This window comes from Adlercreutzia sp. ZJ473 (genome assembly GCF_013185065.1).
In the GTDB taxonomy this organism is placed as follows: domain Bacteria; phylum Actinomycetota; class Coriobacteriia; order Coriobacteriales; family Eggerthellaceae; genus CAAEEV01.
Genome location: NZ_JAAVTO010000068.1, coordinates 1 through 10,720, shown reverse-complemented (window position 1 = coordinate 10,720; position 10,720 = coordinate 1). Strand labels below are relative to the sequence as shown.

Below are 10,720 nucleotides of genomic sequence, written 5' to 3'. Positions count from 1 at the left end.
GCCCCCATCGGGCGCGGCCTTGCGGGCGCGGGTGCGCGTCGCCTTGCGCGGAGACGCCTCCGGCGCCTCGGCAGCGGCCCCGTCGGCGGCAGCGGCCCCGTCGGCGCCAGCAGGCGCCTCGGACGCGGCCTTGCGGGTGCGCGTCGCCTTGCGCGCGGGCTTCTCGACCTTCTCCCCGGCGTCAGCGCCGGCGGCCTTCGCCTCGGCAGCGTCATCCTCCGCCTTCTTCGCGCGCGTGGCGCGGCGGCGCACGGGCTTCTCCTCGGCAGCCGCCTCAGGTGCAGGGGCGGGCGCTGCCGCCGTCTTCGTCTCTTCGACTTCGCTCATTTACTGTACTTTCTCCCAGTCTGCGAGGAACGCCTCAAGCCCGCGGTCGGTCAGCGGATGGGCGACCATCTTCTTCAGCACGCCGAAGGGCACGGTGGCGATGTCGGCGCCCATGAGGGCGGACTGCGTCACGTGGTTGGCGCTGCGGATGGACGCGGCGATGATCTCGACCTGCTCGCCGTTCACGGTGTTGGCCGTGAAGTCGTAGTTGTTGATGGCCGTCACGATGTTGGCCACCTGGTCGAGGCCGTCCTCGGAGATGTCGTCGAAGCGGCCCACGAACGGCGAGATGTAGCGCGCGCCCGCGCGGGCGGCCAGGATGGCCTGCGGCACGGTGAAGCACAGCGTCATGTTCACGCGGATGCCCTCGTCGGCCAGCGTGCGCGTGGCTGCGAGGCCCTCGACCATGGTCGGGATCTTCACCACGACGTTGGGGGCGATCTGCGCCAGCTCGCGGCCGTCGCGCACGAGCTCGTCGCGCGTCATGGCGACCGACTCGGCCGACACGGGGCACTCAGGCCCCACGATGTCGCAGATGCGCTTGATGTGGTTGTGGAAGTCGTCGAGCTTGCCCCCGATGCGCGCGTAGAGCGTGGGGTTGGTGGTCACGCCCGCGAGCGCGCCCCAGCTGGCTGCCTCCTCGATCTCGGCGAGATCGGCGGTGTCCAGAAAGAACTTCACGTGGTCCTCCTCTTTCAGATGGCTTGGATGGTGCGAACGTGCGCGGATGCGCACGTGTCCTGACTTGGCTTTTGCGGAATTGACGGGATCTCCTCTTGGGGATGCTTCCTCTGCAGACGGCACGAAAGCCGCCTTGCCGCGAATGGCCGGGGGGTGCGCCTGCGCGGATGCGCGCAAAGCGCCCGGACGGGCGGGCAGATGAGCTTCTGTGCGGGGAAAATGAAACTGCGCCCATGTTAGCGCATGTTTTCGCGCAGTTCAAGCACGGAATGCGCCGCGCGGGCAAAGGAGCGCGAAGAGCGCAGAGGAAGAGCGCTGGCTTTCCACGTCCATAGCAACCCGTTGCGCCTGCGGGCGTCAACCTCGGCGGGAGCTTCGCCCCTCCCCCCTGTCATCTCGGGCGAAGCGCCCGCAGGGCGCGAAGGCGAAGGATCCGGCCGCGGGCGCGGCATGCCCGCAGGCGACGCCCAGCCGCCGCTAGAGCTCGAGCGTGCGGAAGAAGCAGCTCTCGGCCCCCGTGTGGCACGCCGGGCCGGCCGCCTCCACGAGCGCGAGCAGGCAGTCGGCGTCGCAGTCGTAGCGAATCTCCACCACGCGCTGGGTGTTTCCGCTGGTCGCGCCCTTGTGCCAGAGCTCCTGGCGGCTGCGCGACCAGAACACCGTCTCGCCCGTCTCGCGCGTGAGCTCAAGCGACGCCTCGCTCATCCACGCCACCATGAGCACCTCTCTGCTGCGCACGTCCTGCACGACGCACGGGATGAGGCCCGCCTCGTTGTAGGCGAGCTGGGAGAAGTCGGTGATGTCGGGGGCGTCCATGCAGCCCGCTCCTTTCCTGCGCACGCGCGCGGCGCATGCGCGCGCCTGGCGCCGCTAGAACGACGCCTTGTGCAGCATCTCGCGCATGCGCCGCGCCGCGCCTTCGTTCATCTTCGGAATGAGGTTGTCCAGAAGCTCGAGCATCAGCCCCTGGGCCTCGGGGACCATGCCCTCGAAGCGCAGGACGTCGGTGTCGTGCGCGCAGTTCACGTGGCAGGTGCAGGTGAGGTGCTCGATGAACGTGCGGATCTCGCGCGCCATCTCGCCCTCGGTCGGCGCGGCCCACGTGCCCGCGGCGATGTCGCGCGCGAGCGGCCAGGTCTGCGTCGGCGTGAGCGTGACGATGAGGATGTCGCTCGGGTTCGCCGCGCTGAACGCGCGCGCCGAGGCGATGGCGTTCTCCTCGCCGCGCCCCGCGCCCGCCATGCCCGCGAGGTAGAAGAACGTGAAGTCGATGCCCGCCTCGTGCAGGCGCCGCCCCTGCTCGACGATGTCGGCTGCGGTGTGGCCCTTCTCCATGAACTCAAGCGCCTCGTCGAAGCCGCTCTCCGCGCCGATGGTGATGCGGTTGACGCCGCGCGAGGCCAGAAGCGCCAGCTCCTCGTCGGACTTGTTCGCCACGTCCACGATGCGGCAGAAGCCGCCATAGCTGTTCACCGTGGGAATGCGCTCCTCCACCATGTCGAAGATCTCGATGAGGCGGTGCGTGGGCAGCGCGAAGGGGTTGCCGCCCGTGAGGTAGATGCGCCTGGTGAGCGCCGTCGCCGTGCGCGCGATCTCCTCGATGTCGGCTTTGACCTCCTCTTCCGGCGACGCCGCGAACGGCACGCCGTTGAAGATGTCGCAGAAGTGGCACTTGCCGTGCGAGCACCCCGTGACGACCTGCAGCATGGGACACCCCAGATCATGCGGCGGCCGATGCTGCGGAGAGGAGATGTGGGACTTGATGTTCTGCTGGGCAGACATGGCGCTTTCCCCTTTCGAGACCTGCTGAAACTCTGCCCCTCATTGTATCACGGGGCACCCGTCGGAAAGCAGCGGCGCGCCCCGCCGCCATCGCGTGAACGATGCACGCCCCGTCAGATGCGCGCTGCCACATCAGATGCGCGCCTTACCGGCTCACATCGCGCAGGATCTTCTCGGGGTCGACCGTCGGCAGCGAGAGCATCTGGTCCGCGCGGCGGCGCAGGTACTCGTTGAGCGCACGCAGCCGCTCGTCGCTGAAGTGATTGCGCGTGCGCGGCTCCGGAAACTCGTCCATGACGGGATGACGCCTCAGCTCGAATCCGGCCAAGCGCTCGAGCTGGCGTTTCTGAACGGGGCCCATGACCAACGCCGCCTGCTCGTCGAGCGCAGGCGCGAACGCCCCACGCCCGCGCTTCGCGCGCTCGAGCATGCCGTCGGGCTCGAACTCGTCCGGCATGGCGCTCGCGAACAACGACAGGTTGTTGTCGAACACGGGAGCCATGCCCAGCACATGCCCCGTAGCCGCGTCGCGCAAAACGCCGTAGTTCCCCATGTGGCGATCTTCGTTGAACACGAGGGCGTCGAACACGAGCATCGACTTGAACGACTCAAGCGCAGGCTCGCCCATCTGGGCGTAGAACCCCAACGCCGACCGCAGGTCGGTTCGCCTGAACTCCTCCGCCGGCATGGCGAACCCGAGGGGCGCGAAAGCCGTGCCCTTCGAGCAGAAGTTCTCGCACGTCGAGCACAGCGCGCCCTTCCAGATGGTCAGGTCGTACGCAACTGCGTCGATCCCCATGCGCTGCGCCACCTGCCACGCGAGATGCTCGGAATACGGTTCCTTGCCCATGTTCGCGCCCTCGAAGAGATGCCCCGCCTTGTAGAGGAAGCGCTTGCCCCCGACGGCGCGCCATGCCTTGGGAAACATGCCGCCGTTGGTCAGCTCGCTCGGAAGCCCGCCGCTCGCAAGCGCGTCAGACACCACGCCCGTGTAGGCAGCCAGCTGCAGCGCCTCGTTCAGGTCGTTCTCGTACAGGTTCCACTCGTCGAAGACGGCGCGTGACCCGCCGGGAACGACCCAGTACGCGTCGTTGAGCGAGAGGCCGCGGCTCACGTCGATAATGGACTTGACGTCGTCCGACTCTATGCCGCACGACCGCAGGATCTCGTCGACGTACGCGCGGTTCTTTGGCACGCGCCGACGCCGAAGCCAGTCATCCAGCGCCTGCGCGCTCGCCACGCCGCCGAACGAGAGCGGAAGCAGATGCGCGCTCGCTGCGTCGAAGTCGAGCAGCGCGACGTCAACCTCGCCGTACTCGCCCCGCGTCATGCGAAAGGCGAGCAGCGTGCGATCAAGCACCCGAAGCTCGTATGTCTGCGAATCGACAACCATGCCCGCATTGTATCACGGGGCACCCGCCGGAAAGCAGCGGTGCGACGCCCGCCAGCGCGCTCGGGCCCCAACGCGCTCGGGCTACAGGCGCACGGGGATGCCGCAGGAGCGCATGTGCTCCTTCACCTGGCGCACGGTGAGCTCGCCGAAGTGGAAGACGCTCGCGGCGAGCACGGCGTCGGCCTCGCCCTCGATGATGCCCTGCGCGAAGTGCTCGAGCTCGCCGACGCCGCCCGAGGCGATGACCGGGATGTCCACGGCGCGCGCCACGGCGCGGGTGAGCGCGCAGTCGAAGCCGTCGCGGCTGCCGTCGCGGTCCATGGACGTGAGCAGGATCTCGCCCGCGCCGCGGCGCGCGGCCTCCCGCGCCCACTCGACGGCGTCGATGCCCGTGGCGGTGCGCCCGCCCGCCACGTAGACCTCCCACTTGTTGGGGTTGCCCGCCACCGCCTTCGCGTCGATGGCGCACAGGATCGCCTGCGTGCCGAACGCGGCGGCAGCCACCGTGATGAGCTCGGGGTTCTTCACCGCCGCCGAGTTCACGCTCACCTTGTCGGCGCCGGCGGCGATCATGCGGTGGATGTCGGCCACGCTGCGGAAGCCCCCGCCCACGCAGTACGGCAGGTGCAGCTCCTCGCTCGCGCGGCTCGCGAGCTCGACGGTGGTGGCGCGGTCGTCGGAGGTGGCCGTGATGTCAAGGAAGATGACCTCGTCGGCCTTCTGCTCGTCATAGGCGCGCGCAAGCTCGATGGGGTCGCCCGCGTCGCGCAGGTTCACGAAGTTGACGCCCTTGACCACGCGGCCGTCCTTCACGTCCATGCAGGGGATTACGCGCTTAGTTAACATGGGAAATCTTCCTCTTCCGCTGATGGTCTTCCTGAGCCGACGGAGGCGACGCGGAACGGAGCTCAGTCGCTCAGACAGTCCTGCTCGCACGAAAGCGCCGCCGGCGCTTTCGGCTCGTGCGGAACTCGCTTGGTGAGCACCATTCCGCGTCACCTCCTGACGTTGCCAAAAACGCGCCGCTATTCGCCGCTTGCGGCGGCGCAGGCCGCCACGCCCTCCTCGACGGTGAGCGTGCCCTCGTAGATGGCGCGGCCGGCGATGATGCCCTCGACGGCGTGGGCCACGGGCGCGAGGCGCTCGACGTCGGCCACGCTGGCCACGCCGCCGCTCGCCACCACGGGATGCCCGAACGCCTCGTGCATGAGCACGTAGGCCTGCGGGTCGAGGCCTGTCTGCATGCCGTCGCGCGCGATGTCGGTGTACACGAGGTGCTCGTAGCCCACGGCGGCCATGCGGCGCGCGAGCTCGTGCGCCGTGATGCCCGAGCCCTCGCACCAGCCCGACACGGCCACCTCGCCGCCCTTCGCGTCGATGCCCGCCACGAGCGCGCTCCCACCGTACGCGGCCACCGCCTCGCGCGCGAACGCCGGGTCGCGCACGAGCGCCGTGCCGAGCACCACGCGCGTCACGCCCGCCGCCATGAGGCGCTCGACGGCGGCCATCGAGCGCACGCCGCCGCCCACCTCAACCTTCAGGTTGGTGGCGGCCAGGATGCGCTCGATCACCTCGACGTTGTCGGGGTTGCCCGACTTCGCGCCGTCGAGGTCGACCACGTGCAGCCAGGCGGCGCCTGCCGCCTCGAACGCGCGCGCCTGCGCCACGGGATCCTCGTTGTAGACCGTGACCTGGGCGTAGTCGCCCTTCGCCAGGCGCACGGCGCGCCCGCCCAGAATGTCGATGGCCGGAAGCAGAAACATGGCCCACGTCCTTTCGCTAGATCTCGCCCACGATGCGCACGAAGTTCGCGAGCACCTTCGCGCCCGCGTCCGAGCTCTTCTCGGGATGGAACTGCACGCCGAACACGCGGTCGCGGTACTGCACCGCGCACGGGAAGGTGACCGAGTGCGTCGTCACGGCCACGGTGGCCGGCGAGTCGGGCGCCACGTAGCTGTGCGTGAAGTAGAAGAACTCCCCCGGCTCAACGCCCGCGAACAGCGGGCAGGAGAAAGCAGCCCCCTCGCCGGGGGCGGGAGCGGTGCTCACCAAGCGAGTTCCGCACGAGCCGGAAGCGCCGACGGCGCTTCCGTGCGAGCAGGACTGTCCGAGCGACTGAGCTCTGCTCCCGCCCCCGGCGACCCCGAGCGCATCCGCGCCTGCCGGAACGACAGCATTCCACCCCACGTGCGGCACCTTGTAGGCGCGCCCCGCGGCGTCGACGCGCGGCATCCTCCCCACCACGCCGGGCAGGATCGCAAGCCCGCGCGGGCGGCGCGGCTCCTCGTCTTCGCCAACCTCGGGCGCGCCCTCCTCTCCTTCCTCGAACATGAGGTGCTCGCCCAGGCAGATGCCGAGGAACGGCACGCCGGCGTCCACGCGCGCGCGGATGACCTCCATCTGCCCGAGCTCGGCCATGGTGGCCGCCGCGTCGCCGAAGGCGCCCACGCCCGGCAGCACGATGGCGTCGGCGCGCGTGATCACGTCCGCGTCGTCGGTGATGCGCGCGTCGCCGCCCACCGCGGCCAGCCCGCGCTCGACGCTCTTCAGGTTCCCCTTGTGGTAGTCGACGACCGCTATCACAGCGCCCCCTTGGTCGAGGGCAGCGCGTCGCCCACGCGCGCGTCTATCGCGCACGCCTGGCGCAGCGCGCGGCCGCACGCCTTGAACGACGCCTCCACCAGGTGATGCGCGTTCTCGCCCGCCAGCTGGCGGACGTGCAGCGTCACGCCGGCGTTGGCGGCCAGCGCGATGAGGAACTCCTTCGCAAGCGACGTGTCGAAGGTCCCCAGCAGGCAGAGCGGCACGTCGACGGCGTAGTGCAGCTGGCCGCGCCCCGAGATGTCGCACGCGGCGAGCACGAGCGCCTCGTCCATGGGCAGCAGCTGCGAGCCGAAGCGCGTGATGCCGCGCTTGTCGCCGAGCGCGCGGGCGATGGCCTGCCCCAGCACGATCCCGGTGTCCTCCACCGTGTGGTGCGCGTCGACCTCGACGTCGCCTTTCGCCCGCACGCGCAGGTCGAACAGGCCGTGGCGCCCGAAGGCGTCGAGCATGTGGTCGAAGAACGGCACGCCGGTGTCGACGTCGACGGCTCCCGTGCCGTCCAGGTCGATCTCGACGCTGATGTCGGTCTCCTTGGTGGTGCGCTTCACCGTTGCGGTTCTGCTCACGATCGTCCTCCCCTTCCGTCAGCCTCAGGGACGCAGCGCGAAGTCGCGCAGGTTCCTCAGGAACAGGTCGTTCTGTTCGGGCGTGCCGATGGTCACGCGCAGGCCGTTCTCCAGGTACGGCGCGCTGCTGAAGTCGCGCACGAGCACGCCGTGGGCGTAGAGGTACTCCCATGCCTCGGCCGCGTCGGCGATCTTGAAGAAGATCCAGTTCGAGTCCGACGGGTACGGCGTGACGCCCGGCACCTTGTGCAGCGCCTCCATCATGCGGGCGCGCTCGGAGATGATGGCCTCGATGCCCGGCTCGAACTTCGCGCGGTTGGCGAACACCACGCGCGCGATGGCCTGCGACACCACGTCAACCGAGTAGGGCTGGCGCACCTTGACGAACTCGCGGATCACCCCGGGGTTCCCGAGGATGTAGCCCACGCGCACGCCCGCGAGCGAGAACGCCTTGGAGAACGTGCGCAGGATGACGAGGTTCTCGTGGGCGGCCAGCTGCGGGCGCATCGTCTGGCGCGAGAACTCGAAGTACGCCTCGTCCACCATCACGAGCGCGTCCGTGGCGCCAAGCAGGCGCTCGAGGAACACCGGCGACGCCATGAGGCCCGTGGGGTTGTTGGGGCTCGCCACCACCATGAAGTCGACGTCGCCCTGCGCCGCGCGCGCGAGCACGGCCTCCTCGTCTATGGAGTAGTCGGGGTTGCGCGGGATGTCGACCACCGTGGTGTTCGTGAGGCGCGCGTTGGCCGCGTACACCGAGAACGTCGGCGGCAGGTTGAGGAACGTGCGCCCCGGGCCGCCCCACGCGAGCGCCAGGTCGAACAGAAGCTCGTCGCCGCCGTTGCCCACGAGCACCTGGTCGCGCTCGAGGCCGTTGGCCTCGGCAATCATGTCGCGCAGCTCGTTGGCGAGCGGGTCGGGGTAGCGGTTGAGCGCCGCCTTCTTCACCTCGCGCATCGCCTGCTTGCGGATCTCGGGGTCCACGTCGCGCGGGTTCTCGTTCGCGGAGAGGAACGCCTCGGCAGGCAGGTACTTCGGGTCGTAGGGAACGAGGCCCTGGAGCTGCGGGGCGGACGCGCGCACCTTATTCATCGGCGGCCTCCCCTTCCGCAGCCCCGGCAGCCTGCGCGTCGTCGGCGGCAGCAGCCCCGGCAGCCTGCGCGGCGTCGGCGGCAGCAGCCCCGGCGGCCTGCGCGGCGTCGGCGGCCTCGAGCGCCTCCACGCGCAGCGCGACCGACTCGGCGTGCGCCCACAGGCCCTCGTGGCGCGCGATGCGCATGGTGGCCTGCGCGTCGTTTCTCAGCGCCTGGGGCGAGAACTGGATGATGGACGACTTCTTCACGAACTCGTCCACCGAAAGCGGGCTCGCGTAGCGCGCCGTGCCGCCCGTGGGCAGCGTGTGGTTGGGGCCCGCCACGTAGTCGCCGAGCGCCTCGGTGGTCCACTCGCCGAGGAAGATGGCGCCCGCGTTGCGGATGCTGCCCAGGTAGCTCATGGCGTCGGCCACGTGCATCTCGAGGTGCTCGGGGGCGATGACGTTCACGGCCTGCAGGGCGGCCTCCATGCTCGGGCAGACGGTGATGAGGCCCTGTCCCTCGAGCGAGGCGCGCGTGATCTCGGCGCGCGTGGAGCGCGCGAGGTGCCCCTCGACGGCGGCCTCGACGGCGTCGGCGTACGCCTCGGAGAACGTCACCAGGTAGCATGCCGCGAGCGGGTCATGCTCGGCCTGCGCCATGAGGTCGATGGCCACGAGCGACGGGTCGGCCGTCTCGTCGGCCACCACGCACACCTCGGACGGGCCGGCGATCATGTCGATGCCCACGTCCCCCGAGACGATCTTCTTGGCCGCGGCCACGTACGCGTTGCCCGGGCCCGTGATCTTGACGACCGGCTCGATGGACTCGGTGCCGTAGGCCAGGGCGCCGACAGCCTGCGCGCCGCCCACGGAGTAGACCTCGGTCACGCCCGCGATCTTGCACGCCGTGAGGATGCCCGGGTCAAGCGTGCCGTCCTTCGTCGGCGGCGTCACGCACACGATGCGCTCGACGCCCGCCACCTTAGCGGGCAGCGCGTTCATGAGCACGGTGGAGGGGTAGAGGGCGCGCCCGCCCGGCACGTAGATGCCCACCGACTCGAGCGGCGTCACCTTCGCGCCGAGGACGGCGCCGTCGGCGCGCGCGTAGATCCAGCTCTGCTGCACCTGGCGCTCGTGGAAGTCGCGGATCTGCGCGGCGGCGTGCTTGAGCGCCTCCACCGTGGCGGGCGCGACGTTCGCCTCGGCGGCCTCGACGGCCTCGGCCGGCACGCGGAAGTCCTCGACGCGCACGCCGTCGAACTTCTCGGTGAAGTCACGCAGGGCCGCGTCGCCGCGGGTGCGCACCTCCTCGATGATGGACGTGGCGGCCTCGAGCGCGCGGGCGTTGAAGGCGCCCGTGCGGTTGATGAGCGAGCTGGTGAACGTTTCGTCTGGGTTGAGGATGACGCGGCGCATCATGGTGATCTCCTATCTCTGGCGGCAGGCCCACGCGGCCGTGCCCGGTGTCTTGCTCTGGGGCTACCCGACGGATGCGGCGGGTGCCGTGGATGTCGCGGGTGCCGTGGGCGCCGTGGGCGCGGCGGCGCTGCCGAGGGGCTTTCCCGCGATGGGCTCGTACGTGCTCTCGTCGGCATGGCGCTGCAGCGCGCGCGCCAGGGCCGCGACGCGCTCGTCGGTGCGGAACGCGCACGTGTTCGCGAAGAAGCGCGCCGTGGAGGACAGCACCTCCTCCACGACCACCAGGTTGTTCTCGCGCAGCGTGGTGCCCGTGGCCGTGATGTCGACGATGCGCTCGGCCATGCCCGTGAGCGGCGCGAGCTCGATGTTGCCGTGCAGCTTCACGATCTCCACCTGCACGCCGGTCTTGGCGTAGTGGGCGGACGTGATGTTGGGGTACTTCGTGGCCACGCGGATGGAGCCGAGCTTGCGGTAGTGCTCGTCGATGGCGCCGCTTGCGCCCGCGGGCTCGGCCACCACGAAGCGGCACTCGCCGAACTTGAGGTCCACGAGCTCCACCACGTCGGGCGACGCCTCGAGCAGCGAGTCCTTCCCGCAGATGCCGCAGTCGGCGGCGCCGAGCGCCACGAACACCGGCGCGTCAGAGGGGCGCACGATGATGAAGTCCACGCCCGGGTTGCTGATGATGAGCTGGCGCCCCGGGTTGTCGAGCCCCGCGGTGTCGAGCCCCGCGGCGCCAAGGCACTCAAGGGCGTCGGCAGCCAGCGAGCCCTTCGGCACGGCGATGCGCAGGGGGCGCGCCGTGCGGCCCGCGACGGCGGGCACGGCGGGTGCGGGGGCGGCGGTCGTGCGGCTCGCGGCGCCGGGCGCGAT

At 70.2% G+C, this 10,720-nt stretch carries 11 protein-coding genes and 1 pseudogene; all 12 read right to left on the bottom strand.

The features are described 5' to 3' along the window. Positions 1–327, bottom strand: a pseudogene (locus HRL41_RS10770) (hypothetical protein); the annotation flags it as partial. After that, positions 328–1,008 (bottom strand): transaldolase family protein, encoded by a 681-nt coding sequence (locus HRL41_RS10765; RefSeq protein ID WP_165173900.1) that lies wholly within the window; start codon positions 1,006–1,008, stop codon positions 328–330. A 477-nt stretch (positions 1,009–1,485) separates the two neighbouring features. Beyond that, the gene (gene hisI, locus HRL41_RS10760) at positions 1,486–1,824 is read right to left on the bottom strand and encodes a phosphoribosyl-AMP cyclohydrolase (RefSeq protein ID WP_172137030.1); all 339 of its coding nucleotides are present in this window, start codon (positions 1,822–1,824) and stop codon (positions 1,486–1,488) included. Positions 1,825–1,878: 54 nt separating this feature from the next. Further along, entirely contained in the window at positions 1,879–2,790 is a 912-nt protein-coding gene (locus HRL41_RS10755; RefSeq protein ID WP_172137029.1) for a radical SAM protein, read from the bottom strand. 145 nt (positions 2,791–2,935) lie between these two features. After that, positions 2,936–4,150: an XRE family transcriptional regulator gene (locus HRL41_RS10750; RefSeq protein ID WP_172137028.1), complete on the bottom strand. Its 1,215-nt coding sequence runs from the start codon at positions 4,148–4,150 to the stop codon at positions 2,936–2,938. A gap of 114 nt (positions 4,151–4,264) precedes the next feature. Continuing rightward, positions 4,265–5,029 carry an imidazole glycerol phosphate synthase subunit HisF gene (gene hisF / locus HRL41_RS10745; RefSeq protein ID WP_172137027.1) on the bottom strand — a complete coding sequence of 255 codons (765 nt, stop codon included), beginning with the start codon at positions 5,027–5,029 and terminating at the stop codon, positions 4,265–4,267. A 179-nt stretch (positions 5,030–5,208) separates the two neighbouring features. Beyond that, entirely contained in the window at positions 5,209–5,946 is a 738-nt protein-coding gene (hisA, locus tag HRL41_RS10740; RefSeq protein WP_172137026.1) for a 1-(5-phosphoribosyl)-5-[(5-phosphoribosylamino)methylideneamino]imidazole-4-carboxamide isomerase, read from the bottom strand. A 16-nt stretch (positions 5,947–5,962) separates the two neighbouring features. Then, positions 5,963–6,766: an imidazole glycerol phosphate synthase subunit HisH gene (locus tag HRL41_RS10735; protein WP_172137025.1), complete on the bottom strand. Its 804-nt coding sequence runs from the start codon at positions 6,764–6,766 to the stop codon at positions 5,963–5,965. After that, positions 6,763–7,356, bottom strand: a complete 594-nt coding sequence (hisB, locus tag HRL41_RS10730; protein WP_165173904.1) for an imidazoleglycerol-phosphate dehydratase HisB — start codon at positions 7,354–7,356, stop codon at positions 6,763–6,765. The genes HRL41_RS10735 and hisB overlap by 4 nt, the downstream gene beginning before the upstream one ends. 21 nt (positions 7,357–7,377) lie before the next feature. Continuing rightward, a complete protein-coding gene (gene hisC / locus HRL41_RS10725) occupies positions 7,378–8,445 on the bottom strand; it encodes a histidinol-phosphate transaminase (protein WP_172137024.1) in 1,068 nt (355 codons plus the stop codon). Further along, a complete protein-coding gene (gene hisD / locus HRL41_RS10720; protein ID WP_172137031.1) occupies positions 8,438–9,844 on the bottom strand; it encodes a histidinol dehydrogenase in 1,407 nt (468 codons plus the stop codon). Before hisD ends, hisC begins: the two co-directional genes overlap by 8 nt. A 63-nt stretch (positions 9,845–9,907) precedes the next feature. Then, positions 9,908–10,720, bottom strand: an 813-nt coding sequence (hisG, locus tag HRL41_RS10715; RefSeq protein ID WP_172137023.1) for an ATP phosphoribosyltransferase, incomplete at its 5' end; no start/stop codon positions are given.

Bases quoted from the DNA above. Each gene is read 5' to 3' on its own strand.
- hisF (WP_172137027.1), bottom strand. From the start codon at position 5,029: ATGTTAACTAAGCGCGTAATCCCCTGCATGGACGTGAAGGACGGCCGC.
- hisA (WP_172137026.1), bottom strand. From the start codon at position 5,946: ATGTTTCTGCTTCCGGCCATCGACATTCTGGGCGGGCGCGCCGTGCGC.
- hisC (WP_172137024.1), bottom strand. From the start codon at position 8,445: ATGAATAAGGTGCGCGCGTCCGCCCCGCAGCTCCAGGGCCTCGTTCCC.
- hisI (WP_172137030.1), bottom strand. From the start codon at position 1,824: ATGGACGCCCCCGACATCACCGACTTCTCCCAGCTCGCCTACAACGAG.
- HRL41_RS10755 (WP_172137029.1), bottom strand. From the start codon at position 2,790: ATGTCTGCCCAGCAGAACATCAAGTCCCACATCTCCTCTCCGCAGCAT.
- hisD (WP_172137031.1), bottom strand. From the start codon at position 9,844: ATGCGCCGCGTCATCCTCAACCCAGACGAAACGTTCACCAGCTCGCTC.